Origin of the sequence: Promicromonospora kroppenstedtii, from assembly GCF_044389675.1 — a bacterium.
GTDB classification, from domain to species: domain Bacteria; phylum Actinomycetota; class Actinomycetes; order Actinomycetales; family Cellulomonadaceae; genus Promicromonospora; species Promicromonospora kroppenstedtii.
On sequence record NZ_JBIRYI010000009.1, the window covers coordinates 223,001 to 248,590 of the forward strand.

Sequence of the window (25,590 nt, forward strand, 5' to 3'; positions counted from 1 at the left end):
ACGAACGATGAAGCTCACATCTGTGCTCGCGGCCGGCACGGCCGCTGTCCTGGCGGTCGGGCTGGCCGCCTGCGGTTCCGGGGGCGACGGCGGGGACGGTGGTGACGGCGGCGCGTCCGGCGACGTCACCATGACCATGCTGCCCAAGAACCTCGGTAACCCGTACTTCGAGGCGTCGACCGCCGGGGCACAGGAGGCGGCCGACGAGCTCGGCGCCACCGTCGAGGAGGTGGGGCCGGACACCGCGTCCCCCGACTCGCAGGTCCCGTTCATCAACACCGCCGCCCAGCAGGGCGTGAGCGCGCTGATCGTCTCGGCCAACGACCCGACGGCGATCGGTGACGCGCTCGACGAGGCGAAGTCGGCGGGCACCAAGGTGGTCACCTTCGACTCCGACACCGAGCCCCAGTTCCGTGACCTGTTCGTCAACCAGGCCTCGGCCGAGGGCATCGCGGACAAGCAGCTCGAGCTCATCTCCGACCAGATCGGCGGCGAGGGCGAGATCGCCATCCTGTCGGCGTCGGCCAACGCGACCAACCAGAACGCGTGGATCAAGCTGATGGAGGAGAAGCTGGCGTCCGACTACCCGGACATCACACTCGTGGAGACCGCCTACGGCGACGACGACGACCAGACATCGTTCGACAAGACCGCGGCCCTGCTGCAGTCGCACCCGGACCTGAAGGGGATCGTCTCGCCCACGACCGTCGGCATCGCCGCGGCCGCGCGGTACGTCTCGACGTCCGAGTACAAGGGCAAGGTCGCGGTCACCGGCCTCGGCACGCCCAACCAGATGCGCGAGTACGTCGAGGACGGCACCGTCGAGGCGTTCGCGCTGTGGAACCCGAACGACCTCGGCTACCTGGCGACCGAGGCCGCCGCGGCCCTGGTGGCGGGCGACATCACGGGCGCGGAGGGCGACACCTTCGACGCGGGCCGGCTCGGCGAGTACACCGTCGGGGCCGACGGCGTGGTCGTGCTCGGCGAGCCGTTCGTGTTCGACAAGAGCAACATCGACGACTTCGACTTCTGAGTCGACGCGGGGGGCGTCGCGGGGCGTCGCGGTGCCGTCGCCGGGTTGTCGCGGGGTCGTCGCGGGGTGGTCGCCGTCGGGCCGCTCGGTGAGCCGGGCCGGTGCCTCCCCTTCGAGGCCTAAGTTTCTCCGCATTGAGATGGCTCAATGCGGAGAAACTTAGGCCTCGAAGGGGAGTGTGCCCGCGGCCCGTGGTTCGTATCAGAAGATCACCCGCTCCTCCCGGGTGAAAGGCCGCGGCATCCGGGGCCTCCACGACTAACGTCAGCCTGTTCTTCGCGTCGGCCCCCGTGCGCCGACGCGTTCTGACGCGAGGAGGACATCAGTGGCTCGGCACGTGGCGGCACCCGCATCCCGGTCGAAGCAGGACTCCCGGGACGGCGCCGGCAAGGCGACGCTCGCGAGCACCGTGGTGGGGCGCACGATCATCCTGGGCGTGGCGCCGGCGATGGTGCTCGGCGGCGCGCTCGCCCCGGCGGCGACGGCGCTGACGACGCAGCCGTCCCTGGAGCCCGAGGGCATCGCGGCCCCCGCAGACTCCGCACTGCCCGACGTCGGCACGACCGCCGCGGACGTCGAGACCGTCGAGGTGGCCGCGGCCCCGGTCGAGGAGACCGCCGTGGTCGACGACGTCACCGGCACGGACCCGGAGCAGGCGACCGAGACCGCCACGGCCGCCGACGGCGCCGTCGTGCTCGACACCGCCGACGCCGACGGCCGGGTCGCGGGCGCCATCGAGGTGCCGGAGGGGTTCCAGACGGTCGGGCTGTCCTGGCCGGCCGAGATCGACGAGGCCGTGCCCGAGATGCAGGTGCGCACCCGCGCCGCCGATGGGACCTGGAGCGGGTGGAGCCACCTGGAGAGGTCCACGGACGACGCCGACGGCGGTTCCGCGGTCGTGACCTCCGCGCCGGTGTACGTGGGCGAGGCGGACGCCGTCCAGCTCGCCACGGTGGACGAGGCCGCCGAGTTTCCGGCGGGCGTGGAGCTCAGCCTGGTCTCGTCGGCCCAGGTCACCACGGCCGCGGCGACCACGTCCGGCACGGTGGCGCCGTCGGCCGCGACGAACGGGCCCACGATCATCACGCGTGAGGAGTGGGGCGCCGCACCGCGCTGCCTCGAGCCGGGCACCGGACCCACCTGGTTCCCCGCCGGGGGTGGCCTCAAGGCCGCGGCCGTGCACCACACGGTGAACCCCAACGACTACTCCACCGTGGCCGAGGCCATGCAGGCCATCCGCAACGACCAGGCGTACCACCAGCAGACGCACGGCTGGTGCGACATCGGCTACAACTTCCTGGTCGACAAGTGGGGCAACATCTACGAGGGGGCTGACGGCAGCATCGAGGAGCCGATCGTCGGCGCCCACACCGGCGGCTTCAACACCGGCACGGTCGGCGTCGCGATGGTGGGCACCTACACGAGCGCGGAGGGCGTGAAGCCCTCGGCCGCCCAGCAGGACGGCGTGGCCAGGATCATCGGGAGCCGGCTCGCGGAGTACGGCGTGAACCCGGACGAGAAGACGGTCCTCACCGCCGCCGGCCACACCGACGGCGGCCGGTACTACGCGGGCGACAAGGTGACGCTGCAGCGGGTCTTCGGCCACCGTGACACCCACCAGACCGAGTGCCCGGGCGCGCTGGCGTACCCGTTGCTCGCGGGGATCCAGGACCAGGCGGCCGTGTACGCGAAGCAGTATGCGCCGCAGCAGGAGCCCGTCGCGGAGCAGTACACGAACCTGGTCCAGGCCGTGTACAAGGACAGCCTCGGCACCGAGGCGACCGCCGCCCAGATCGCGTCGTGGGAGTACAAGGTCTCGGTCAGCGGCGGCGGCGTGCTCGCCGAGGCCATGGAGAAGTCCGACTCGTACCGCAAGGCACGGATCATCGCGGCGTTCCGGAGCACGCTGGGCTACGCGCCGTCGTCCACCCAGCTGTCCGGCCACGTCGCAGGGATCAAGAACGGCGTGCGGACGGTCGACGAGGTGGAGCCCTACCTGCTGATGAACCCGCTCTACTACAAGAAGGCGGGCGGCACCAACGGCACCTACGTGACGGCGCTGTACCAGCACATCCTGAAGCGCAGCCCGACGGCCCACGAGCGCAAGGTCTGGGCGGCGAAGCTGGGGTCGCTCGGCCGGCGGGGCGTCGTCGAGGCGCTCTGGGAGAGCCGCGCGGGGGTGGGGGTGCGCGTCAAGGCCACCTACCGGCACTACCTGGGCGCACAGCCGACGTCGGCCCAGCTGACCCTGTGGACGGACCGCATCGTGGGCAGGTACTCGGAGGCCGACCTGCGCAGGTCGCTGATCAACTCCCAGTCATACCTGGCGCGGGCGGACGCCCGCTACTGAGGGTGCTGGCACGCGGGTCCCGGTGCGGGCGCGCCTGGGATTCGCGTGGTCGGTAGAACGTCAGGTGGTCGGCAGCCCGAGCTGCCGACCACCTGACGTTCTACCGATCGCAACGGTTCGCCTCCGCGATGCCTTGACCGCTTCCGGGTTGCGGAATAGGGTTTGAATGAATCGTTTCAAGGTGCGCACGAGGGCGTGCGCGGAGAGGGAGGACGCCATGGCGGCATCCACACGTGTCGAGGCGGCCAGGTCAGCGCTCCGGCAGCAGACGATCGAGCTGCCGTCCTGGGCGTTCGGCAACTCGGGCACGAGGTTCAAGGTCTTCAGCCAGCCCGGTGTACCGCGTGACCCGTTCGAGAAGCTGTCCGACGCCGCGCAGGTGCACAAGTACACCGGCGTGGCCCCGCGCGTCAGCCTCCACATCCCGTGGGACCTGGTGGACGACTTCGGCGCCCTCGCCCGGCACGCCGACGACCTTGGCGTCCGGATCGGCATGATCAACTCGAACGTCTTCCAGGACGAGGACTTCATGCTGGGCTCGCTGGCCCACCCGGACCCGCGGGTGCGCGCCAAGGCCGTGGACCACCACAAGCAGTGCATCGACGTCATGCGCGCCACGGGGTCCAAGGACCTCAAGGTCTGGCTGTCCGACGGCCTGAACTACCCCGGGCAGGACTCGATCCGGGCCCGGCAGGACCGGATCGCCGAGTCCCTCGCCGAGATCTACGCCGCACTGGACGACGACCAGCACATGGTGCTCGAGTACAAGTTCTTCGAGCCGGCCTTCTACGTGACCGACGTGCCGGACTGGGGCACCTCCCTGCTGCACGTCATGGCGCTCGGTGACCGGGCGAAGGTCGTGCTGGACACCGGCCACCACGCGCCCGGCACCAACATCGAGTTCATCGTGGCGCAGCTCCTGCGCCAGGGCCGCCTCGGCGCCTTCGACTTCAACAGCCGGTTCTACGCCGACGACGACCTCATGGTGGGCGCCGCCGACCCGTTCCAGCTGTTCCGGATCATGCACGAGATCGTGTCCGCCGGCGCGCACGCCCCGGACAGCGGGGTCAACTTCATGCTCGACCAGTGCCACAACATCGAGCCGAAGATCCCCGCGCAGATCAGGTCGGTCATGAACGTCCAGGAAGCGACGGCCAAGGCGCTGCTCGTCGACGTCCAGGCGCTCGAGGCCGCCCAGCTCGCCGGTGACGTGCTCGGCGCGCACGGCGTGCTCATGGACGCGTACGACACGGACGTCCGGCCGCTCGTCGCGCAGGTGCGCGAGGAGATGGGGCTGGACCCGAACCCGACCGCGGCCTTCGCGGCGTCGGGCTATGCCGAGAAGATCGCTAGCGAGCGCGTCGGTGGCGCGCAGGCGGGATGGGGAGCATGAACGACGTCGTCGAGGCCGGTGCCGGCGCGGCCGGTGCGGTACAAGACCTGGTGGGCCGGTCCAACCGGCTGGGCTCCGACCCGCGGGTGACCAACTACGCGGGCGGCAACACGTCCGCGAAGGGCAGCGCCACCGACCCGGTGACGGGCGAGCCTGTCGAGCTGCTGTGGGTCAAGGGCTCCGGCGGCGACCTCGGCACGCTCACCGAGCAGGGCCTCGCCGTGCTGCGGCTCGACCGGATGCGCGCCCTCGTGGACGTGTACCCGGGCGAGGAGCGCGAGGACGAGATGGTCGCCGCGTTCGACTACTGTCTGCACGGCAAGGGCGGCGCGGCTCCGTCCATCGACACGGCCATGCACGGCCTGGTCGACGCGCCCCACGTGGACCACCTGCACCCCGACGCCGGCATCGCGATCGCCGCGGCCGCCGACGGCGAGAAGCTGACCGCCGAGATCTTCGGCGACGAGGTCGTCTGGGTGCCCTGGCGCCGTCCGGGTTTCCAGCTCGGCCTCGACATCGCGGCCATCAAGGCCGCGAACCCGCAGGCCGTCGGCTGCATCCTGGGTGGCCACGGCATCTCCGCCTGGGGCGACACCTCGGCCCAGGCGGAGGAGCGGTCCCTCTCGATCATCCGGCGGGCCGAGGAGTTCATCGCCTCGCGGGCAGCCGCTCGGGGGGAACATCCCTTCGGCGCCGTGCGGCCGGGTTACGAGCCGCTGCCCGACGCCGAGCGGCGCGCCCGGGCGGCCGCGCTCGCACCCGTGATCCGCGGCCTGGCCAGTGTCGACGCGCCGCAGGTGGGGCACTTCACCGACTCGGAGCCCGTGCTGGACTTCGTGGCGCGCGAGCGGCTGCTGCCGCTCGCCGAACTCGGCACGAGCTGCCCCGACCACTTCCTGCGGACCAAGGTGAAGCCGCTGGTCGTCGACGTCCCGACGTCGGCCACGGTGGAGGAGACCGTGACCGCGCTGCGGACCGCGCACGAGGCCTACCGCGCCGACTACGCCGCCTACTACGAGCGCGGCGCCGCCGTGGCCCGGGCGCGCGGCGAGGAGCCGCCCGCCATGCGCGGCGCCGACCCGGCGATCGTGCTGGTCCCGGGCGTCGGCATGTTCTCGTTCGGGCGCAACAAGCAGACGGCGCGCGTGGCCGGCGAGTTCTACGTGAACGCGATCAACGTGATGCGCGGCGCGGAGACCATCTCGACCTACGCGCCCATCGCGGAGACCGAGAAGTTCCGCATCGAGTACTGGGCGCTGGAGGAGGCCAAGCTGCGGCGCATGCCCGCGCCCAAGCCGCTGGCGACCCGGGTCGCGCTGGTGACCGGGGCGGCGTCGGGCATCGGCAAGGCGATCGCGGCCCGGCTGGCGGCCGAGGGCGCGTGCGTGGTGGTGGCCGACCTGGACGCCGCGAAGGCGTCGGCGGCTGCGGCAGAGCTCGGGTCGGCGGACGTCGCGATCGGCGTGGCGGTGGACGTGTCCTCGGAGGCGGCCGTGCGGGCCGGGATCCAGGAGGCCGTGCTGGCGTTCGGCGGCGTGGACCTCGTGGTGAACAACGCGGGCCTGTCGCTGTCGCGGTCGCTGTTCGAGACCACCGAGGCCGACTGGGACCTGCAGCACAACGTGATGGCCAAGGGGTCGTTCCTGGTTTCACGTGAAGCGGCGCGGGTGCTCGTGGACCAGGGCATGGGCGGCGACATCGTCTACATCTCGTCCAAGAACTCGGTGTTCGCGGGGCCCAACAACATCGCGTACTCCGCGACCAAGGCCGACCAGGCGCATCAGGTGCGGCTGCTCGCGGCCGAGCTGGGGCAGTACGGCATCCGGGTGAACGGCGTGAACCCCGACGGCGTGGTGCGCGGCTCGGGCATCTTCGCCTCCGGGTGGGGCGCCAACCGGGCGGCCGTGTACGGGGTACCCGAGGAGAAGCTCGGCGAGTTCTACGCGCAGCGCACCCTGCTCAAGCGTGAGGTGCTGCCGGAGAACGTGGCCAACGCCGTGTTCGCGCTGTGCACCTCCGACTTCTCGCACACGACGGGCCTGCACGTGCCGGTGGACGCGGGCGTGGCAGCGGCGTTCCTGCGGTGAGCGAGGCGGGGAGCGGTCGCGCCGGGTCTCGACGGGCTCGACCGGCGGATTCGGTGGTCGAGCCTGTGTCCTCGCGGGTCGAGACCGTCGAGACCGGGTTCGTCGCCGTCGACCTGGGCGCGACGAGCGGCCGGGTGATGCTCGGGATCGTGCGGGAAGGGTCCCGACAAGCTCGGCCGGTGGGGGGAGAGGCCGGACCGGGGGGCGTCGACGGCGCTCCCCGGGTCGAGCTGGTCGAGTGCGGCCGGTTCGCCAACGGTCCCGTGCCCGACGAGCACGGCGCGCTCCGCTGGGACGTGCGCGCGCTGTGGCGCGGCATCCTCGACGGGCTGCGGTCCGCGGGCGACGTCGCACGGAAGCGCGGGGTCGTGGTCCGGGGGATCGGCGTGGACGCGTGGGCCGTGGACCACGCGTTCCTCGACGAGTCCGGAGTCCTGGTGGCGGACCCGTACTGCTACCGGGACCCCCGCACGGATGCGGTCGCCGACGAGGTCTACCGGCGCATCCCGTTCGCCGACCACTACGCCGTCAACGGGCTGCAGCACCTGCAGTTCACCACCGAGTTCCAGCTCGTCGCCGAGGTCTCGACAGGCTCAGCCCGCGAGGGAACGGGCTCGGCCGGGGAGTGGGGCCGCGCGCGGGACCTGCTGCTGGTGCCCGACCTGATCACCTACTGGCTCACGGGACGCCGCGTCGCGGAGGTGACCAACGCGTCCACCACGGGCTTGCTCGACGCGACCTCGCGCACCTGGTCGGCCGAGCTCCTGGACCGGCTGGCGGCCGGGTACCCGCCGCTCGCCGGGCTCCGCGACAAGCTGCCGGAGCTCGTCGAGCCGGGCACCGTCGTCGGGCACCTGGTGCCCGAGGTGCGGGAGGCGACGGGGCTCGGCGAGGTGCCGGTGCTCGCGGTCGCCTCGCACGACACGGCGTCCGCCGTGGCGGCGGCGCCGCTCGGGGCGGCCGCGGCGTACATCTCGTCGGGCACGTGGTCGCTGGTCGGGCTGGAGCTGCCCGAGCCCGTGCTCACCGAGCCGAGCCGGGCCGCGAACTTCACCAACGAGCTCGGACTGGACGGGACCGTGCGCTACCTGCACAACGTCATGGGCCTCTGGGTGCTGGACGAGTGCGTTCGGTCCTGGTCGCACGACGACGGCGCGCCCGTCGACCTGTCCGCCCTGCTGGCGGCGGCCTCCGCCGAGCCTGGCAGTCGCTGCCTCGTCGACGTGGACGGCGGAGAGTTCCTCGCGCCGGGCGACATGCCGCGCCGGGTGTCGGACGCCGCCGCGCGGCTCGGGGTCGACCTGCCGGTGGACGGGCCCGCCGCGCGGCCCGCCCTCGTCCGGGTGGTCCTCGACAGCCTCGCGGCCTCCTCGGCGCGGGCGATCGCGGACGCGTCGTCCCTAGCCGGCGTGCCCGTGGACGTCGTGCACGTGGTGGGCGGCGGCTCGCGGAACGAGCTGCTGTGCCGGCTCACGGCCGAGGCCGCCGGGCTGCCCGTGATCGCCGGGCCCGTCGAGGCGACGGCGCTTGGCAACGTGCTGGTGCAGGCCCGCGCGGTGGGCGTGCTGTCGGGCGACCTGACGGCGCTGCGCGACGTCGTGCGTGCGAGCGTCGCGCTGCGCCGGTACGACCCGGCGCCGGTGACCGGCCACTGACCGGCGCGGCCGCTGACGGGCGCGTGGTGGGGGTCAGTCGCCGCTCGACGCGCGAACGATGAGCCGGGAGCTCAGCTCGATCCGGTGCACCGGGCGGTCGGCGTCCGCGAGCCGACGCGTGAGCAGCTCCACCGCGGCCGCGCCGATCGCGGCCTTGGGCGGGCTCACCGCGGTCAGCGGCGGGTCCGCCAGGGCGGCCACCTCGTCGTCGTACGCGACCACCGCCAGGTCCGTGGGGACCCGCATGCCGCGTTCCCGCGCCAGCTCCACCAGCGAGATCGCCTCCCGGTCGGAGTGCACCAGGACCGCCGTCACGCCCGTCTCCGTGCACTCGTCCAGCACGGTCGCGGCGTCGGTGGCCCACTCCGCGCCGGCCAGCGGATCGGTCTCCAGGTCGAGCACCACGTCGAACTCCAGGTCTGCCGCTGCCGCGAGGAAGCCGCGGCGAACGGCCGCGGAGTGCGGGCTGGTCCGCGACGTCACCAGGCCCACGCGCCGGTGTCCCCGCTCGGCAATGTGGCGGGCGGCCGTGCCCGAGCCCAGTGCATGGTCGGTCGCCACCGACTCCAGCGGTTCACGGTACGGGCCGCCCACCAGGCGCCGCTCCATCAGCACCACCGGCAGGTCCAGGCCAGCGAGCCAGTCGGCCAGGTCGGTGGCGTCCGGCCCGTCGACGGGCGGGGCCACCAGCAGGCCGTCGACCCCCGGACCACCGTCGTCGCTGACCAGCGCCGCGAGCTGGTGCCGGATCTGGTCCACGTCGTACGACCCGCCCCGCAGGATCAGCCGTGCCGTGTCGTGCGCGGCGGCCCGCGCGCCGCGGATCACCTCGGGCCAGTAGTAGTCCAGCGAGGGCACGACCATGCCGATGGTCGGTCGCTCGTCGTCGCCCGCGAACATGCCCTCCGGCAGGGGGACGCCGGTGCTTGCCCCGGTCCGGGCGCCCAGGCCGCCGCCGCTTCCGGAGCCGCCGTTGGTACCGGTGCCGCGCGCCGGGATGCGGGCACCGCCGTGCACCTTCTCCAGCGTGCCCTCGGCCACGAGCAGCGCGAGGTCGCGCCGCACCGTCACGGGGGTCACGCCGAGCACGCGCGACAGGTCGCTCACCCGTGCCGAGCCCGTCTCCCGCACCCGTGCGATCAGGCGTGCCCGACGCTCGCTCGGGAGCGGCGCTTCCTGCGTCATGCGACCTCCTGCGATCCCGACCCGGTGGGTCTCATGGTTACCCGGAACTGGCCCGACGGCGCCGCTGCGCGCGCCGTGAGCCGCAACCGGTTCAGGTGTTCACCCCAGACGGCGGTGAGCTCGGGGTCGTCCAGCGCGCGCACGTCGACCGCGGCGTCGACGGCCTGAGGATCCCACGTGATCGCGAGGTCGCGGCGCACCGGGGCGCCGTCCGGCGTGAAGCGGACGACCGCGCGACCGGGCGTGAGCTCGACGTCGCCCGCGAGCATCCAGTGCCACGCCGTCGGTGCGACAGGTTCGGCGGGTTCGATGTGTTCGGCGGGGTCGGCCGGGGCCGCGTCCGTGAACCGCCACGAGTCCTCGACGGTCACGGCCTCGGCGGCCGGGTCCAGTGTCACCTCACGCCACCACTGCTCGAGCCCGGCCACGGGATACGCCCCTGCGAGCTCCACCCGCGCCCGCCAGCCCGCCGTCGGCCCGCCGTCGAACGTAGGCTCGGTCGCGCTGTCAGCCCCGACAGAGCGATCAGCCCTACGTTCGCCGACACCGTCGCCCGCGGCGGCTACGCCGTCCGACACCTCGAAGGTGCCGGCGGCGAACTCCGGGCCGGGGGCCTGCTCCACGCCGCGCACCCGCGGGACGTTGTGCCAGTCGCCGCGGACCACCCACAGGTCGTACCGGTCCGGGCCGAAGGAGCCGGCGCGGTAGGTGGGCTTGCCGGCGTCGACCACGACGGGCACGCCGTCGAGGGCGACGATCACCGAGCCGACGTCCACGTGGTTGTGGTTCTCGTCGTTGTGCCCGCCCTTGACTGACACGGCGAGCCCGCGGGTCGAGCCCGGCACGGTGCGTGCGACCGCTATCCCTGTCGCCGGGAACGTGGCCCGGCCCACCAGCGGCGGGGTGGTGGCCGGGGCGTTCACCCAGGACCCGGACAGCAGGCCGACCGCGCGGGGCAGGGAGGCGCGCTCGTCGAACAACCCGCCGGGCTGCCCGCGGTACGACGCCGCGTGCTGTGCCGCCGCCGCGTCGCCCATCCGCTCGGCCCACGTGTGCACGACGTTCCAGGGCCAGGTCGCGAGCGGCCGCGCGGCGCCGTCGGCCACGTTGACGTACCAGTCGCCGCCCAGGTGCATGGCGTGCGGGAAGGCCAGGGTCGCGCGGATGCGGTCCAGCGCCTCGGGCGCGGGGTCGGTCCCCGCGAACGTGAGCAGGTCCTGCGCCTCCAGCGCGCGGGCCGCTCCCTGCCACCAGTAGTGGTAGCCCTCGTCGACCCCGCCGTCGGCGGGCAGGGAGGCCCAGTACGCGGCGATCCCCTCTGCCACGAGCGCAGTGGTGGCAGCGCGACGGTCGGGGTCGTCCTCCAGTGCGAGGTTCGCGGCGAGCACGTTGCCCTGGATCCAGGGGCTCCAGTTCATGATCGGGTGGTCGACGCCGAGCCACCACCAGTCCCGCCGATCGGTGAACGGGCGCAGCACCCGGGCCTGCGTCTCCTGCCGCACGCGCCAGCGCACGCCGGGCGCGCGCTCGTCGAGCGCGTGGCCGAGAAGGTGGTCGATCCACGCGAGCTGTGCTGCGACCTCGCCCGCGCCGAGGTCGAGGTGGGGCTCGGTCACGGTGGGCGTGACGCGGCCGAACCGGTCGAACGTGTCGTCGTGCGAGGCCCAGCACCAGCTCGACTGCTCGCAGAGCAGCAGCACTCCGTCGACCACCTCGTCGACCAGGTCGTCCTGCGGGTCGACGAGCGCCGCGAGCGTGGCGCGGGTCAGCCGCGCCTGCCGGGCGGCCACCTGCGCCTCGTAGACCGTGCGGTCGCCGTCGCGGAAGAACCGGGCGTAGTGCGAGGCGAGCGGCTGCGGCCACGGGGTGCCGCGCTCGGCATCCGCCCAGGCGAGCGTGGGCGTGAGGGCGCTCACCACGTGCCCGGCGGCCCAGTGGTCCCGGGCCGACACGTCGGGCGCGGGCAGCGACGCTGCTGTCATGTTCGTATCTCCAATGATCGAAAATGATCGTATAGGAACTCTTCGACGAACGCCAGGGCTTGCCAACGGCCGGTCTGGTGGGCTTCAATGGGCCATCGTCCGATCGTAGGTGATCGGAATTGTTCGCCTGAACGGTCAGGTGGACGCGGACTCGATGGAGAGGAGCGCGGTGGTGCGGCGACCTGAAGCCCTGCTCGTCATGGACGATCGGGCACTGCGTATGCAGTTCGGCCCGGACGAGGACTCCCGGCTGCGTGCGATCGCGAGTCTCGGTGAGACCTCTCGTGTGACCTCCTACGACACGCCCGAGGCCAAGGCCCGGCTGGCCGACGTCGAGGTGCTCGTCACCTCGTGGGGCGCGCCCCGGCTCACGACCGAGGTCCTCGAGCTCGCGCCGAACCTGCGCGCGGTCGTGCACTGCGCGGGTTCGGTCCGGTCGCTGGTGTCCGACGCGGTCTGGGACCGCGGGCTGCTGGTGACCAACGCCGTGGCCGAGAACGCGCTGCCGGTCGCGGAGTTCACGGTGGCCGCGATCCTCATGGCCGGCAAGAAGGCGCCGTTCCTCGCGAACATCGCCCGCAAGCGCAGAGACGACTGGTCCTACCTGGACGAGCACGGCGACCTGTCCAACCGGGACCGCGTGGTCGGCATCGTCGGCTTCTCCCGGACCGGGCGCCAGGTCGTGGCGCGCCTGACCGTGCCGGGCTCCGGTCCCGAGACGCGCGAGATCCTCGTGGCGGACCCGTTCGCGGACGCGGCCGTCGTGGCCGAGGCCGGCGCGCGGCTGGTGCCGCTCGACGAGCTGCTGGCGGCGTCCGACATCGTCTCGCTGCACGCCCCGGAGCTGCCCTCGACGCGCAACCTGATCGGCGCGCGCGAGCTCGCCCTGCTGCCCGACGGCGCCACGCTGATCAACACCGCCCGCGGCACCGTCGTCGACACCGCTGCGCTGGAGCGCGAGTGCTCGACGGGCCGCATCTACGCGATGCTCGACGTCACCGAGCCGGAGCCGCTGCCGGCGTCGTCCGTGCTGTACGACCTGCCCAACGTCATGATCACACCGCACATCGCCGGGTCGCTCGGCACGGAGGCGCGCCGCATGACCGCGGCCGCGCTCGACGAGCTGGAGCGCTACGCACGGGGCGAGGCGTCCCGCAGTGCCGTGACCCGCGAGGACATGGAGTTCGTCGCATGACCGACCACACAGCTTCCGTCCGTCCGGCCGGCGCCGGGGCGTCCGGCCCCGAGGCCCGGGTCTGGCTCACCGGCTACGCCGACCGGCTGCTCGCAGCCGTCGAGCCCTACGCGTCGCCGACCGGGTCGCTCATCACGCTGCCCGGCACGCCGGGTGGCTACGGCACCGCCGTCGACGGGCTCGAGGGCTTCGCGCGCACGTTCCTGCTGGCGGGCTTCCGGCTCGCGGGCGAGGACGGCGCGGACCCGGCCGGCCTCGCCGAGCGGTACGCGGCCGGGCTGACCGCGGGCGCCGACCCCGCGCACCCCGAGCGGTGGGTCCGGCCCGACGAGCACAGCCAGGCCAAGGTCGAGGCGGCCTCGCTGGCCCTGATCCTCGACCTGACGCGCCCCTGGATCTGGGACCGGCTGGCGCCGTCGGCCCAGGAGCACCTGGTCGACTACCTCGCCTCGGTCGTGGGCGACGAGGGCTACCCGGACAACAACTGGGTCTGGTTCCGCATCGTCGTGGAGACCTTCCTGCGCTCGGTCGGTGGCCCCTTCTCCGCCGACGACGTGGCGCGCGACCTGGCGGCGCACGACCGGTTCATCCGGCCCGGCGGCTGGTTCGCGGACGGCCCCGAGCGCAGCTTCGACCACTACACGGGCTGGGCCCTGCACCTGTACCCGGCCATGTGGGCGCGGATGACCGGCGCGGCCGAGGTCGCGCAGGCCGCGGGCGACGACCTGGCTACCCGCTCGGCATCGGACCGCGAGCACCTGGCGCGGTACCTGGACGACGCGCTCGCTCTGGTCGGCGCCGACGGCTCCCCGCTGCTGCAGGGCCGCAGCCTCACCTACCGCTTCGCCGCCGCCGCCCCGTTCTGGGCCGGTGCCGTGTCGGGCGTGGGCCGGCCGGGCCAGCTCCGGGAGGCGGCGACGCGTATCGTGCGGCACTTCGCCGACCACGACGTGCCGGGCGACGACGGCCTGCTGACCCTCGGCTGGCACCAGCCGTGGCGTCCCCTCGCCCAGCGGTACAGCGGCACCGGCTCACCGTACTGGGCGAGCAAGGGCCTGCTCGGCCTGGCTCTGCCCGCCTCGCACGAGGTGTGGACTGCCGCGCCCGAGCCGCTCCCGGTCGACGTCGGCGACGTGCTCGCTGTCGCGGCCGCACCTGGCTGGGCGATCAGTGCCACGCGGGACGACGGCATCGTGCGCGTGATCAACCACGGCACGGACCACGCGCTGCCCGGGTCCGACGGCGGCGACTCGCCGCTGTACGCACGACTCGGCTACTCGACGGCGGCGTCCCCACTGCTGGATCCCGACGCGTGGCTCTCGCCGCTGGACCAGTCGGTGGTGCTGCTCGACGTCGCCGACCGTGCAACCCACCGCGCGGGTTTTGCCACGGTACTCGTCCCCGTCGAGCACGAGGTGTCCGGCGAGCAGGCGACCGGCACGGCGCACCCGACGGGCGCCGTCGCGCTCGGGTCGGTCGCCGACACGCACTGGCTGCAGGTCGACACCACCGCCCCCGACCACGGGTCCGGGCGTCCGGGTACGGCGACGACGGCAGGACAGATCACCACCGTGTCGATCGTCCGCGGCGCCTGGGAGGTCCGGCTCGTGCGGGTCGCGGACGAGTTCGATGCCCGGGCGGAGGCACTCCGGATCGGCGGCTGGGCCGCCGGGCCGGACGTCGGCTCGGCCCTGGTGCCGCTGCTCGGCGACATCGCGCCGCTCAGCGGATCGACCGTCCACGACGACGCCACGCCCCTCGCGGGACCGAGCACCACCCCCTGGCTGCGGTACGCCCCGGTGCCGGAGGGCTGGACCGCCGTCGGCGTCCACCTCGGGCGCGCCGTCGGCGCCCGGCACGACCCGGCGCCGCCCGCGGCGCCGCACCTCGAACTCGCCGGCGACCAGGCCCTCGTGACCTGGCCCGACGGTGAACGGACCACGGCAACTCTGCCCTGACCAACCATGCGCTCCGATGGTTCTCACCGGGGCGCCGCAGGACCGAATTCACTCGAAGGAGAGTTGGAATGAACCGCAAGATCATGAGCGCGCTCGGCATCGCCGCCGCCGCGTCGCTGGCCCTGACGGGGTGCGGCGGACAGGACGAGCCCGCGGCCGCCGACGGCCCGGTGACCATCAGCCTGGCCGGCTGGGACTTCGCGTCCACGCCGGAGTTCCAGACGCTCGCGGACGCCTATCACGAGGCCAACCCCGACGTCACCGTGGAGCTCAAGGAGTACCCGGCGGGTGACGACTACGACACTGCGCTGACGGCCGACCTGGCCGCGGGCGCCGCGCCGGACGTCTTCATCGTGAAGAACCTGAAGAACTACATCACGTTCCAGGAGGGCGGCACGCTGCTCGACATCTCGGACGTGGCGGGCGAGCTCGACCCGACGACGGGCGGCCTGGAGCCGATGGCGGTCGACGGCAAGACCTATGCGGTTCCCTACCGCCAGGACTCGTGGCTGCTCTACTACAACAAGGAGCTCTTCGAGAAGGCCGGCGTGGACCTGCCCGACGGCTCCTGGACCTGGGACGACTACGCCGACGCCGCCGAGCAGCTCACCGAGGGCATCGGCGAGAAGGACGTCACGGGCACCTACCTGCACAGCTGGCAGTCCACCGTGCAGGGCTTCGCCCTCTCGCAGACCCCGGGCGCGTCGCTCGACGGCGGCGACTTCTCGTTCCTGGCTCCGTACTACGAGCGCGAGCTCGCGCTGCAGGACGCCGGCGCGCAGCCGTCGTTCGCGACCGTGACCACGAACGAGCTGGCCTACCAGTCGCAGTTCGGCACTCAGAAGGCCGCGATGCTCCCGATGGGCTCCTGGTACATCGGCACGCTGGTGGCGGAGCAGGAGTCGGGCGCCGCGGACACCTTCGAGTGGGGCATCGCGCCGATCCCGCAGCTCGACGAGTCCACGACCGGCACGGAGAACACCCCCGTGACGTTCGGTGACCCGACCACGATGGGCATCAGCTCGGGCATCGATGAGTCCAAGATCGAGACCGCCAAGGACTTCCTGCGGTTCGCCGCCGGCCCCGAGGGCGCTGCCGCGCTCGCCGAGATCGGCATCACGCCGGCCCTGATCGACGACGCCGTGGCCGACGCGATCTTCGGGCTCGAGGGTGTGCCGCAGGACGAGCTGTCGCGGTTCGCCTACACCACGCACGACACCCTGCCCGAGAACCCGGTGGGCCAGAAGACGGCCGCCATCCAGACGATCCTGGGCGAGACCCACTCGGCGATCATGTCCGAGTCCACCCCGGTGGACGAGGCGATCACCGAGGCCGAGGAGCGCGTCGCCAACGAGGTCGGCTGACCTCGGCCGACCCGCGCGCCCGGGCTCGGTGGCACCTCGAGCCGAGCCCGGGCGCGCGCCCCGGACCACCCCGCTTCCCAAGGAGACGAACCCCATGACGACACCGGTCGTCGGCGAAGAGCGCACCCTCGGGTTCGCGCAGCCCGACACCCGGCCTCCGCTCCGGACCCCGCGTACCTCGCTCAAGGTCCGTAACGCGCTGGTCGGCTGGACGTTCATCCTGCCGAACTTCCTCGGCTTCGCGGTGCTCACCCTCGCGCCGGTGCTCACGCTGTTCTACATCTCCCTGACCAGCTGGAACATCTTCGGCGCCGCCCAGTGGGTGGGCCTCGACAACTTCGCGCGCCTGGTGGGGGACAAGAGCTTCCACACCGCGCTCGGCAACACCTTCTACTACGCAGCGCTGCACATCCCGATCACCATCGCGGCCTCCCTGGGGCTCGCGCTGCTGCTGAACCAGAAGCTGCGCGGCGCGGCGTTCTTCCGCACGGTCGCGTTCTTCCCGTACATCACGTCGATCGTCGCGGTCGCCGTCGTGTGGAACATGCTGTTCAGCCCCGAGTACGGCCCGATCAACCAGTTCCTGGGCCTGTTCATCGACGGCGAGATGCCCGGCTGGACGGTCTCCAAGGACTGGGCGATGCCCGCGGTGATCATCGTCGGCACGTGGAAGGACATGGGCTACTACATGCTCCTGTTCCTGGCCGGCCTGCAGACCGTGCCCGGCGAGCTGCACGAGGCCGCCCGCATCGACGGCGCCGGTGCCTGGCAGCGCTTCTGGAACGTCACGCTGCCCTGCCTGCGGCCCACGATGTTCTTCGTGACGGTCATGGTCACGATCCAGAGCTTCAAGGTCTTCGACCTGATCCTCGTCATGACCGACGGCGGCCCGGGCCAGGCGACCCTCGTGCTCAGCCAGTACATCTACCAGAAGGGCTTCGAGCAGTTCGAGTTCGGCTACGCCTCGGCCGTCGCCGTCGTCCTGTTCTTCATCTGCATCACCGTGACCGTGGTGCAGTTCCTGTACAACAAGCGGAAGGAAGCGTGATGGCCGCCCGTCCGTCCGCCCTCCGGAGGTCCGGCCGGGTGCTGCTCTACGTGGTGATGATCCTCGCCGCGGCGGGCATCATGCTCCCGTTCGCCTGGATGGTGATCTCGTCGCTGAAGATGAACAACCAGGTGTTCACGGCGCCGGTGCAGTGGATCCCGGACCCCGTGCAGTGGCGCAACTACCTCGACATCTGGGTCAAGGCCGACATGGTCACGTGGGTGCGCAACACCCTCGTCCTGTCCGTCGCCGTGACGGTGCTACAGGTCCTGACCGGCAGCTTCGCCGCCTACGGGTTCGCCAAGATGCGCTTCCCGGGCCGCGAGCCGCTGTTCCTGCTGTACATCGGCACCATCGCGGTGCCCTGGCAGTCGTACATGATCCCGCAGTTCCAGATGCTCTCGAGCTGGGGCCTGAACAACACCCTGTGGGCGATCATGCTGCTCCAGGCGTTCGGCGCCTTCGGCGTGTTCCTCATGAAGCAGTACTACGAGTCGATCCCCGACTCCCTGTCGGAGGCCGCGCGCCTGGACGGGCTGTCCGAGTACGGGATCTGGTGGCGCATCATCATGCCGCTGTCGGTGCCGGCCCTGGCGTCGCTGACGATCATCACGTTCGTCTCGACCTGGAACGACTACCTCGGTCCCCTGATCTACCTGCGTGACCGCGAGCTGTGGACCATCCAGATCGGCCTGCAGTCGTTCATCGGCGAGTACAACGCCGAGCACGCGCTGATCATGACGGGCTCCGTGCTGTCGGTCCTGCCGATCGCCCTGATCTTCCTGCTCGGCCAGCGGTACTTCGTCGAGGGCGTCGCGACGACGGGCGTGAAGGGGTGAGTGCCGTGGGCGCGAACCTGGCGGCCGGCGTGGGCGCGACGGCGGGCGCGGGTCCCGCGGCCGGCGCCGGCCCGCGCCGCCGCCGGTTGCTGATCGGCCCCGAGACCTACGAGCTGGTGTTCGGCACGGTCTACACGGGTCTGATGACCAACCTGCTGCTCGCGGTCGCCTGCCTGCCGCTGGTGGTCCTGCTCGTCGCGACCGACCTCGCGTCGACCTGGCCGCTCGCGGCCCTGACGGCGCCGCTGCTCGGACCGGCCCTGATCGCGGCGTTCTCGGTGTTCGCCGCCTTCAGCGCGGACGGGTCGACGACGGTGGTCCGCACCTTCGCCGGCGCCTGGCGCCGGCACCTGCGTCGCGGGCTGGCGCTGGGCGCGCTCGCGGCGGGTGCCGTCGTCGTGGCGGTCGTGGACGTGGCCTTCTTCTGGGGCCGGACGGCGGGGGCCGTCGCGATCCCCGTGCTGGTGACGCTCGCCGTCGTGGCGGTGCTGACCGGTCTCCTCGCCCTCGCGGCGGTGCCCGAGATGCCGGACGCCCGCCTGCGCGACGTCCTGCTCGCCGCCCTGGTGCTCGGCGTGCGGCGCTGGTACCTCTCGGCCGGCGCGCTGGTCGTGCTCGGCCTGCTGGTCTCGGTCGTCGCGGCCCGCCCGGCAGTCGGCCTGGGCTTCGCGGCGGCCCCGCTGCTGTTCGCCGTCTGGGGCGTCTGCCGCTTCGTCCTCCGCCCGGCGGCCGCTCGTCCCGCCTGACGGCGTTGACCACAGCACTTTCTGCCGGTCTCACCCACGCACCTTCGAGGCCCGGGTTTCTTCGCTTTGACAGAGCTCAAAGCGAAGAAACCCGGGCCTCGAAGTAGATCTGCTTCCCTACAGGTACGGCGCCACGTGCTTGTCGTAGCGGGTCAGGACCGTCTCCGCGGTCTCCGCCGTCGGGCGGGCCCAGATCTCCTCGTTGAAGATCTCGGTCTCGATGTCGCCCACGTACCCGGCGTCGCGCACCCAGCCGGTGATCGTCGCGAAGTCGACGTACCCGTCGCCCACGTGCCCCCGCGAGTTCAGCGGCTCGGCCGCCAGCGGCAGCGCCCAGTCGCACACCTGGTACGACGCGATGCGGTCCTCCCGGCCGGCCCGTGCGATCGACCGCTGCAGCGAGGGGTCCCACCACACGTGGTAGGTGTCAACTACCACGCCCACCTCCGACGCCGCGAACGGCGCCGCCAGGTCCAGCGCCTGCGCCAGCGTGGAGATCACCGCGCGGTCCGCGGCGAAGATCGGGTGCAGGGGCTCCAGCACGATCCGTACCCCGTGCTCGGCTGCGAACGGCACCAGGTCGGCGATGCGGTCGGCCACCCGGCCGCGGGTCGCGACCAGGTCGCGGTCCACGTCCGACGTCGGGGCGCCGCCCGGCGTCGAGCCCACCAGGCCGCCGACCACGAAGACCAGCTCGGAGGTGCCGATCGTCGCGGCCTCCTCGATCGCCAGCTTGTTGTCGTCGAGCGCGGCGCGGATGCCGGCGTCGTCCGCCGCGGTGAGGAATCCGCCGCGGCACAGGGACGACGCGCGCAGCCCGGCGTCCGCGATGATGCGCGCCGCCTGCGGCGCGCCGACGGCCTGCACCACGTCACGCCACGGCCCGACGGCGCCGAAGCCCGCCGTGGCCGCTGCCTCGCACGCCTCGGCCAGCGAGGCGTGCTTGACGGTCGCGGTGTTCAGCGATGCCCGGCTCATGCGGTCACCCCGTTCGTCGTCAGGAACGCCCGCAGCCGCGCGGCGGCCAGGGGCGGGTCGAGCAGCATGCCGCAGCCGTCGGCCAGGCGGGCCAGCTCGACCAGGTGCCGCAGCGACCGGCCGGAGTGCAGGCCGCCCACCAGCGAGAACCCGGACTGGAACCCGTTCAGCCAGGACAGGAACGCGATGCCGGTCTTGTAGTAGTACGTCGGCGCGGCGAAGATGTGCCGCCCCAGCGCCTCGGTCGACGCCAGGATCTTGTGGCCGCCCTCGGCGTCCCCGGCGTCGAACGCCTGCAGGGCCGTGGAGGCCGCCGGGTAGATCGCGGCGAAGATGCCGAGCAGCGCGTCCGAGTGTCCCTGCTCGTCGCCCGCGATGAGCTCCGGGTAGTTGAAGTCGTCGCCGGTGTAGAGCCGGGGTCGGTTGCCGTCCACGGCGGGGAGCGCCGCCAGCGCCCGGCGCAGGCCCACCTCGTGGGCGGCGTCGAGCAGCGAGACCTTGACGCCGTCGATCCGGGGCTGGTGCGCGCGGATCAGGTCGAGGAACGTCGCGGTGGCGTCGTCCACGGAGTCCGAGCCCCAGTAGCCCGCCAGAGCCGGGTCGAACATGGTGCCCAGCCAGTGCAGGACGACGGGTTGGTCGGCCTCGGCCAGCACGGCGTCGTACACACGGGCGTAGTCCTCGGGGCCGCGGGCCACGCGCGTCAGCGCGCGGGAGGCCATGACGATGACCTGCGCCCCGGCGTCCTGCACCACGTGCACCTGCTCGCGGTAGGCCTCGGTGACGACGGCCAGGCCGGCGTCGCCCGGTTCGAGGGCCGCGACGGTCTCCGGCGAGAGCTGGTCCGTGCCCGCACCGCACGCGACGCGCGCGCCCACGGACGCGGCCTCGGCCGCCGAGCGCCGGATGAGCTCCTGGGTGGCTGCCCAGTCGAGGCCCATACCGCGCTGGGCAGTGTCCATCGCGTCGGCGACGCCGAGCCCGTGCTTCCAGATGCGGTGCCGGTAGGCGAGTGTCGCGTCCCAGTCGACGACGGCGGGTGCGCCCGGCACGTTCTCCGCACCGACCTGCGGCACCACATGGGCGGCCGCGAAGGCGACGCGGGACGTGATCGGGCCGGACGGCGTGGTCCACGGGCCGGGGGCGTTCAGCTCGACGGCCTCGGAGCCGGCGACGCGGCCCTCGGCGTCGAACAGGGGGAGGACGACGGCGACCCCGCTCACAGGGTGATCTCCGGGATGTCGATGCGGCGGCCCTCCGCGGAGGACCGCAGGCCGAGCTCGGCGAGCTGCACGCCGCGCGCGGCCGAGAGCAGGTCGTAGCGGTGCGGGCGCCCGGCGACGACGTCGCGCAGGAACTCCTCCCACTGCAGCTTGAAGCCGTTGTCCAGGTCGGCGTTCGCGGGGACGTCGAGCCACTGGTCGCGGAACGGCTCGGTGACGGGCAGGTCCGGGTTCCACACGGGCTTGGGGGTGTGCGCGCGGTGCTGGGCGCGGCACTCGCGCAGGCCCGCGACGGCGGAGCCGTGCGTGCCGTCCACCTGGAACTCGACCAGCTCGTCGCGGAACACGCGCACGGCCCACGAGGAGTTGATCTGCGCCACGACGTCGTCCCCGCCCGGGGTGGTGATGTCGAAGATGCCGTACGCGGCGTCGTCGGCCGTGGCGGTGTACTCGCGGCCCTGCTCGTCCCAGCGGGTCGGGATGTGCGTGGCGGTCCGCGCGGTCACCGTCTTGACCTGGCCGAGGATGCCCTCGAGCACGTAGTTCCAGTGGCAGAACATGTCGGTGGTGATGCCGCCGCCGTCCTCGGCGCGGTAGTTCCACGAGGGGCGCTGGGCGGGCTGCGAGTCGCCCTCGAACACCCAGTAGCCGAACTCGCCGCGCAGCGACAGGATGCGGCCGAAGAAGCCCTCGTCCACCAGCCGGCGCAGCTTCACCAGGCCCGGCAGGTACAGCTTGTCGTGCACGACGCCGACGGTCACGCCGGTCTCGGCCTGCAACCGCGCGAGGTCGATGGCCTCGGCGAGGGTCTCCGCCGTCGGCTTCTCGGTGAAGACGTGCTTGCCCTCGCGCATCGCCTTGGACAGGGTCGCGGCGCGCAGGTTGGTCATCGCGGCGTCGAACACGATGTCGGCGTCCTTGATGGCCGCGTCGACGTCGGTGGTCCAGTGCTCGACGTCGTGCTTGGCCGCGAGCTCCTTGAGCTTGTCCGCGTTGCGGCCCACCAGCACGGGCTCGACCTGGACGCGCGAACCGTCGGCGAGCGTGACGCCGCCCTGGTCGCGGATCGGCAGGATCGAGCGCACGAGGTGCTGGCGGTAACCCATGCGGCCGGTGACGCCGTTCATGGCGATGCGAAGTGTGGTCACGGGCGGGACTCCATCGTCGGTGGTGTTGAGCGCCGTCTTGGAATGCGCTTTCCAGGGGAGCGTAGCGCACGTTTCCGGGTGAGTACATGGGGCCGGGGTGAGGCGGGGCAGTGGGGCGGGGCCGGGTGGGGGCAGTGGGCCGGGGTGGGGCGGGGCAGTGGGCCGGGCGTGTATGGGTCTGCGGACCGGGCGTCGATGGGTCTGCGGGCGCCGGCGTGGCGCCCGGCGGCGGGACGCGGCAGTTTGCCCCGCAGACTCGGCCCTCTGCTGCGGGACGCGGCAGTTTGCCCCGCAGACTCGGCAGTTGGCATCGAGATCGGCTCAGGCCTGAGCCGACCTCGATGCCAACTGCCGACCGTGCCGACTGCCGACGATGCCAACTGCCGATCGTGCTGTGGGCTGCTTGTTGCCGGCGTCAGTTGCCGCGCGGCGCTGGGCAGGAGGTCAGGCAGGGGCGGCGCTCAGGGGCGTCCGTCCTTGCCGGCCAGGGCCGGCGTCGACTCGCGGAGCACTACCTCGCCGCGCACCGGCGTACTCAGGTCGCCGGCCTTACCGAGCGCCAGGTCGGTCGCCAGCTCGCCGACCTCCGCGAGCGGGATCCGTACGGTCGTCAACCCGGGGGAGACGTCGCGCAGGGTGTGGATGTCGTCGAACCCGGCCACGGCGACGTCGTCCGGCACGCTCAGCCCGGCATCGCGGACGGCAGCCATCGCGCCCACCGCCATGACGTCGTTGACGGCGAAGACGAGCTCGGGCAGCCGACCCGAGCCGTGAGCCGCCGAGCTGTCGGCCGCCGAGCGGCCCGTCGCCGAGGCACCCGTCGCCGAGTCATCGCCCGCCGCGCCCGCGCCGCCCGCGCCGCCCGCCGCGCCCGCGCCGCCCGCCGCGCCCGCGCCGCCCGCCGCGCCCGCGCCGCCCGCCGCGCCCGCGCCGCCCGCCGCGCCCGCGCCGCCCGCCGCGTCCGTGCCGCCCGCCGCGTCCGCTCCGCCGTCCGCCCCGCCCGCGCCGGACACGCCCGCCGTCGTCGCCGCATCGGCTCGCGCGATCAAGTCGCGCATCGCGGTGTACCCGCCGTCGCGGGTGAAGGGGCAGGTCAGGACGTCGTCGGGTGCGACGGGGCTGCCGAGCTCGGCGAGCGCGCGCGTGAAACCGCTGGTCCGGTCCGCGGCTGTGCGGTGTCCCGCAGGGCCGGCGAGCACGGCGAACCGGCGGTAGCCGTGCTCGTACAGCGCCTTCGCGAGATCGGCCGCGCCGTCGGCGTTCGCGATCTTCACCACCGGCAGGCTGCCGATCGGCTGCCCGACCAGCGCAACCCCACCCCCGGCCTGCTGGAACGCGTTCAGCGCGGCCTCCAGTGCGCCGGGCTCCGACGCGGCGCCGCCGTCGTCCGCAGCGGGCCCGACGGCCTCCGCCATTCCAGCGGCCTCCGCTACTCCGACGGCCTCCGCCGTTCCGACGGCCTCGGCCGTTCCGGCGGCCTCCGCCGCCGCATCGGCCCGCGGCTCACCCGCACTGGAACCACCCGCACCGGAACCACCCGCGCCCCGCGACCCGCCGACGGCCTCCGATCCCCCGTCGTCCCCCGACCCGCCGGCGCCCTCCGGCTCCAGCCGCCCGCCCGCCAGGATGATCGCGCGTGACCGCTGCCGCCGCGCCAGCTCGACGAAGGCGAGCTCGCGGGCCGAGCTGTGCTCGGTCGACGCGAGCGTCACGATGAGGCCCGCCCGCTCCGCCGCACGCGCCACACCGGCAGCGATCGTCGAGAAGTACGGGTCGGCGATGTCGTGCACCACGAGCCCGAGCGCGGTGGTGCGGCCGCGGGCCATGGCCTGCGCGCTGGGGTCGGGCGAGTAGGCGAGGCGGCGCGCGGCCTCCAGGACGCGCTCGCGCAGGTCCTCGCGGACGCTGCGGGTAGCACTCCCGTTGATCGCGCGGGACGCCGTGGCGAGCGAGACGCCGGCCTCGCGGGCGACCTGGCTCAGGGTGACGGGGGCGTCGGACATGAGGTCATCCTGCCGTGTCCGGCGCGCTCATGGTCGCCGAGCGGCTTTTCAGAGTACGGAAAACCGCCCGCCGGCCCCCGCGAGCGGGCCACCCGGGCCGCGCCTAGCGTGGGGACGGACGACGGAGGACTGCCATGACCCCACATCAGCACGTCCCGTTCGACCCGGCGCTCACGGACCTGTACCAGGACCTGCACCGATATCCCGAGCTCGGCTTCCAGGAGCATCGCACCGCGCGGATCGTCGCCGACCGGCTCACGGCGTCCGGCTTCGAGGTGACGACGGGCATCGGCAAGACCGGCGTCGTCGGCATCCTGCGGAACGGGTCCGGCCCGACGGCGCTGCTCCGCGCCGACATGGACGCCCTTCCGGTCAGGGAGGAGACCGGCCTCGACTACGCCAGCACCGCGACCGCGACGGACGCGGCCGGGAAGACGGTGCCGGTCGACCACGCCTGCGGGCACGACCTGCACACCACGTGCCTCCTGGGCGCCGCCGACGTGCTGGCGCACGCCCGCGAGAGCTGGGCCGGCACCCTGCTCGTGGTCTTCCAGCCCGCGGAGGAACTGGGTCAGGGCGCCCAGGCGCTGGTGGACGACGGCCTCTACGACCGCTTCCCGACACCCGACGTCGTGCTCGGCCAGCACGTGGCGCCGCTGCCGGCGGGCAGGATCGCGGGGCATCCCGGCGCGTCGTACGCGGGCTCCGACTCGCTCCGGGTCCGGCTCGCGGGACGCGGTGCGCACGGATCGATGCCCCAGGCGTCGGTCGACCCGATCGTGATGGCCGCCGAGACCGTGCTGCGCCTGCAGACGGTCGTGTCCCGCGAGATCCCGAGCACGGCGACCGCCGTGCTCACCGTGGGCTCGATCCACGCCGGCGACGCCGCCAACGTCATCCCCGGCGAGGCCGAGCTGCAGCTCAACATCCGCAGCTACGACGAGGCGGTGCGGCAGCGGATCCTCGACGCCGTCGAGCGCATCGTGCGCGGCGAGGCGATCACCTCCGGCGCGACCGAGGAGCCCACGATCACCCCGATCGAACGGTTCCCCGTGGTCGTCAACGACGACGCCGCGCTCTCCCGGACGTTCGCCGCCTTCGCGTCGTGGCTCGGCCCCGAGAACCTCCTCGACCCAGGAGCGGGGGCGGGGAGCGAGGACGTGGGCATCCTGGCGACGAGCGCGGGGGCGCCCCTGTCGTACTGGCTGCTCGGTGGCACCGACCCGGGCCTCTTCACGACCGGCGACCTGAGCGACCCGGCGCTCCTGACCGTGCCCTCCAACCACTCGCCGCACTACGCGCCGGTGCCGCACCCGACACTGGAGAACGGTGTGACGGCACTGGTCACGGCCGCGGGCACCTGGCTGCCGGCCGCGGCACAGCGTGCGTGATCGGCAAGAGGT

At 72.9% G+C, this 25,590-nt stretch carries 18 protein-coding genes; 12 read left to right on the forward strand and 6 right to left on the reverse strand.

From position 1 onward, the window contains the following. Positions 1–7 precede the first annotated feature (7 nt). The 5 genes from rhaS (at position 8) to ACH47X_RS16200 (ending at position 8,518) form a co-directional block, all read left to right on the forward strand. Complete coding sequence (gene rhaS, locus ACH47X_RS16180; protein WP_397405604.1) at positions 8–1,033, forward strand: rhamnose ABC transporter substrate-binding protein; 1,026 nt, start codon at positions 8–10, stop codon at positions 1,031–1,033. 325 nt (positions 1,034–1,358) lie between these two features. Next, on the forward strand, positions 1,359–3,383 hold the full coding sequence (locus tag ACH47X_RS16185; protein ID WP_397405605.1) for a peptidoglycan recognition protein: 2,025 nt from the start codon (positions 1,359–1,361) through the stop codon (positions 3,381–3,383). A gap of 217 nt (positions 3,384–3,600) precedes the next feature. Then, on the forward strand, positions 3,601–4,776 hold the full coding sequence (rhaI, locus tag ACH47X_RS16190) for an L-rhamnose isomerase (protein ID WP_397405606.1): 1,176 nt from the start codon (positions 3,601–3,603) through the stop codon (positions 4,774–4,776). Continuing rightward, a complete protein-coding gene (locus ACH47X_RS16195; protein WP_397405607.1) occupies positions 4,773–6,863 on the forward strand; it encodes a bifunctional aldolase/short-chain dehydrogenase in 2,091 nt (696 codons plus the stop codon). The genes rhaI and ACH47X_RS16195 overlap by 4 nt, the downstream gene beginning before the upstream one ends. A gap of 53 nt (positions 6,864–6,916) precedes the next feature. Beyond that, positions 6,917–8,518: a rhamnulokinase family protein gene (locus ACH47X_RS16200; protein ID WP_397405608.1), complete on the forward strand. Its 1,602-nt coding sequence runs from the start codon at positions 6,917–6,919 to the stop codon at positions 8,516–8,518. Positions 8,519–8,551: 33 nt separating this feature from the next. On the opposite strand, the gene ACH47X_RS16205 is transcribed toward ACH47X_RS16200, so the two are convergent. Together ACH47X_RS16205 and ACH47X_RS16210 are read right to left on the reverse strand one after the other, a co-directional pair. After that, positions 8,552–9,703 (reverse strand): substrate-binding domain-containing protein, encoded by a 1,152-nt coding sequence (locus tag ACH47X_RS16205; protein WP_397405609.1) that lies wholly within the window; start codon positions 9,701–9,703, stop codon positions 8,552–8,554. Continuing rightward, on the reverse strand, positions 9,700–11,685 hold the full coding sequence (locus tag ACH47X_RS16210) for a hypothetical protein (protein ID WP_397405610.1): 1,986 nt from the start codon (positions 11,683–11,685) through the stop codon (positions 9,700–9,702). The genes ACH47X_RS16205 and ACH47X_RS16210 overlap by 4 nt, the downstream gene beginning before the upstream one ends. 172 nt (positions 11,686–11,857) lie before the next feature. On the opposite strand from ACH47X_RS16210, the gene ACH47X_RS16215 reads away from it, so the two are divergent. The 6 genes from ACH47X_RS16215 (at position 11,858) to ACH47X_RS16240 (ending at position 18,835) form a co-directional block, all read left to right on the forward strand. Beyond that, entirely contained in the window at positions 11,858–12,880 is a 1,023-nt protein-coding gene (locus ACH47X_RS16215) for a hydroxyacid dehydrogenase (RefSeq protein ID WP_397405611.1), read from the forward strand. Continuing rightward, the gene (locus ACH47X_RS16220; RefSeq protein WP_397405612.1) at positions 12,877–14,838 is read left to right on the forward strand and encodes a DUF2264 domain-containing protein; all 1,962 of its coding nucleotides are present in this window, start codon (positions 12,877–12,879) and stop codon (positions 14,836–14,838) included. Before ACH47X_RS16215 ends, ACH47X_RS16220 begins: the two co-directional genes overlap by 4 nt. Positions 14,839–14,906: 68 nt before the next feature. Beyond that, entirely contained in the window at positions 14,907–16,202 is a 1,296-nt protein-coding gene (locus ACH47X_RS16225; protein WP_397405613.1) for an ABC transporter substrate-binding protein, read from the forward strand. 94 nt (positions 16,203–16,296) lie between these two features. Beyond that, positions 16,297–17,250 (forward strand): carbohydrate ABC transporter permease, encoded by a 954-nt coding sequence (locus ACH47X_RS16230; protein ID WP_397405614.1) that lies wholly within the window; start codon positions 16,297–16,299, stop codon positions 17,248–17,250. Continuing rightward, complete coding sequence (locus ACH47X_RS16235) at positions 17,250–18,089, forward strand: carbohydrate ABC transporter permease (protein ID WP_020015912.1); 840 nt, start codon at positions 17,250–17,252, stop codon at positions 18,087–18,089. The genes ACH47X_RS16230 and ACH47X_RS16235 overlap by 1 nt, the downstream gene beginning before the upstream one ends. 5 nt (positions 18,090–18,094) lie before the next feature. Then, positions 18,095–18,835: a ferredoxin-NADPH reductase gene (locus ACH47X_RS16240; RefSeq protein ID WP_397405615.1), complete on the forward strand. Its 741-nt coding sequence runs from the start codon at positions 18,095–18,097 to the stop codon at positions 18,833–18,835. 117 nt (positions 18,836–18,952) lie between these two features. On the opposite strand, the gene ACH47X_RS16245 is transcribed toward ACH47X_RS16240, so the two are convergent. The 4 genes from ACH47X_RS16245 to ACH47X_RS16260 form a co-directional block, all read right to left on the reverse strand. Further along, positions 18,953–19,813: a sugar phosphate isomerase/epimerase family protein gene (locus ACH47X_RS16245; protein WP_397405616.1), complete on the reverse strand. Its 861-nt coding sequence runs from the start codon at positions 19,811–19,813 to the stop codon at positions 18,953–18,955. Continuing rightward, positions 19,810–21,036: a dihydrodipicolinate synthase family protein gene (locus ACH47X_RS16250; RefSeq protein ID WP_397405617.1), complete on the reverse strand. Its 1,227-nt coding sequence runs from the start codon at positions 21,034–21,036 to the stop codon at positions 19,810–19,812. The genes ACH47X_RS16245 and ACH47X_RS16250 overlap by 4 nt, the downstream gene beginning before the upstream one ends. Then, positions 21,033–22,163 carry a Gfo/Idh/MocA family protein gene (locus ACH47X_RS16255; protein ID WP_397405654.1) on the reverse strand — a complete coding sequence of 377 codons (1,131 nt, stop codon included), beginning with the start codon at positions 22,161–22,163 and terminating at the stop codon, positions 21,033–21,035. Before ACH47X_RS16255 ends, ACH47X_RS16250 begins: the two co-directional genes overlap by 4 nt. 482 nt (positions 22,164–22,645) lie before the next feature. Continuing rightward, positions 22,646–24,187, reverse strand: coding sequence for a LacI family DNA-binding transcriptional regulator (locus ACH47X_RS16260; RefSeq protein ID WP_397405618.1), 1,542 nt, complete (start codon positions 24,185–24,187; stop codon positions 22,646–22,648). A 134-nt stretch (positions 24,188–24,321) separates the two neighbouring features. On the opposite strand from ACH47X_RS16260, the gene ACH47X_RS16265 reads away from it, so the two are divergent. After that, positions 24,322–25,578: an amidohydrolase gene (locus ACH47X_RS16265; protein ID WP_397405619.1), complete on the forward strand. Its 1,257-nt coding sequence runs from the start codon at positions 24,322–24,324 to the stop codon at positions 25,576–25,578. Positions 25,579–25,590 lie beyond the last annotated feature (12 nt).

Excerpts from the sequence above, each read along its gene's own strand:
- rhaS (WP_397405604.1), top strand. The coding sequence starts at position 8 with ATGAAGCTCACATCTGTGCTCGCGGCCGGCACGGCCGCTGTCCTGGCG.
- rhaI (WP_397405606.1), top strand. The coding sequence starts at position 3,601 with ATGGCGGCATCCACACGTGTCGAGGCGGCCAGGTCAGCGCTCCGGCAG.
- ACH47X_RS16195 (WP_397405607.1), top strand. The coding sequence starts at position 4,773 with ATGAACGACGTCGTCGAGGCCGGTGCCGGCGCGGCCGGTGCGGTACAA.
- ACH47X_RS16205 (WP_397405609.1), bottom strand. The coding sequence starts at position 9,703 with ATGACGCAGGAAGCGCCGCTCCCGAGCGAGCGTCGGGCACGCCTGATC.
- ACH47X_RS16210 (WP_397405610.1), bottom strand. The coding sequence starts at position 11,685 with ATGACAGCAGCGTCGCTGCCCGCGCCCGACGTGTCGGCCCGGGACCAC.
- ACH47X_RS16220 (WP_397405612.1), top strand. The coding sequence starts at position 12,877 with ATGACCGACCACACAGCTTCCGTCCGTCCGGCCGGCGCCGGGGCGTCC.
- ACH47X_RS16225 (WP_397405613.1), top strand. The coding sequence starts at position 14,907 with ATGAACCGCAAGATCATGAGCGCGCTCGGCATCGCCGCCGCCGCGTCG.
- ACH47X_RS16230 (WP_397405614.1), top strand. The coding sequence starts at position 16,297 with ATGACGACACCGGTCGTCGGCGAAGAGCGCACCCTCGGGTTCGCGCAG.
- ACH47X_RS16235 (WP_020015912.1), top strand. The coding sequence starts at position 17,250 with ATGGCCGCCCGTCCGTCCGCCCTCCGGAGGTCCGGCCGGGTGCTGCTC.
- ACH47X_RS16245 (WP_397405616.1), bottom strand. The coding sequence starts at position 19,813 with ATGAGCCGGGCATCGCTGAACACCGCGACCGTCAAGCACGCCTCGCTG.
- ACH47X_RS16255 (WP_397405654.1), bottom strand. The coding sequence starts at position 22,163 with ATGAACGGCGTCACCGGCCGCATGGGTTACCGCCAGCACCTCGTGCGC.
- ACH47X_RS16260 (WP_397405618.1), bottom strand. The coding sequence starts at position 24,187 with ATGTCCGACGCCCCCGTCACCCTGAGCCAGGTCGCCCGCGAGGCCGGC.
- ACH47X_RS16265 (WP_397405619.1), top strand. The coding sequence starts at position 24,322 with ATGACCCCACATCAGCACGTCCCGTTCGACCCGGCGCTCACGGACCTG.